1 pseudogene is annotated in these 699 nt (G+C 66.4%); it reads right to left on the bottom strand.

The window, feature by feature from the left end:
• Nucleotides 1-239 precede the first annotated feature (239 nt).
• Nucleotides 240-699: pseudogene (locus ABD323_RS42935) on the bottom strand (class I SAM-dependent methyltransferase); the annotation flags it as partial.

Here is a 699-nt window from a genome sequence, read left to right as displayed (position 1 = left end):
CGAGGAATCTGTCGGAATCCCGGTTTCGTTCGACGGCCGGGTTCTCCACGAGTTCGAGTGCGATTTGTGCGGAAGTGAGGAAATCTCGGTCACGGGTGTCCATGCGGCGATCGTAGGTTGGTGGGCCCAATGCTCGGGAAACGCAACACGGCCCCTGGAAAACGCAACACGGTCCCTGGAAAACGCAACACGGGCGCACGAACGCAGGACACGCGTGTACGAGTGCAGGACACGCGAGGTCAGCGTGGGGCGGTCGACGTCCACCGGACGGTGAGGTCGACGAGGCGCCACCGCGCCGGGCGGTTCAGGACCGGCCAACCGGACGCGGCCAGCAGCCGCACCGTCTCCGTCCACCGTACCCGCGGGCCGAACGTCGAGAACGGCGCAGCCGTCGCCCAGCAGTGGTCCAATCGCGACAGTAGTTCGTGAATCCGCTCACCCGGAACATTCCGGTGAATCAACGCCTTCGGCAATCGCTCGGCCACAGTGGACGGACGATCCAGCGATGCGACGCGGCACGACAGTGTCAGCGACACCGGGCCTCGATGCGAGACCGCGGCCCACGTGCACAGTCTGCCGATCTCGTCGCAGGTGCCTTCGACGAGCAGTCCGCCCGGCGCGATCCGTTCCAGCATCGCGCGCCACGACGGTTCGACGTCGGACTCGTCGTACTGCCGGAGCACGTTGAACGCGCGCACC

Source organism: Kitasatospora nipponensis (genome assembly GCF_039528135.1).
Taxonomy (GTDB): domain Bacteria; phylum Actinomycetota; class Actinomycetes; order Streptomycetales; family Streptomycetaceae; genus Kitasatospora; species Kitasatospora nipponensis.
This window is presented reverse-complemented; position numbering and strand designations above follow the sequence as displayed.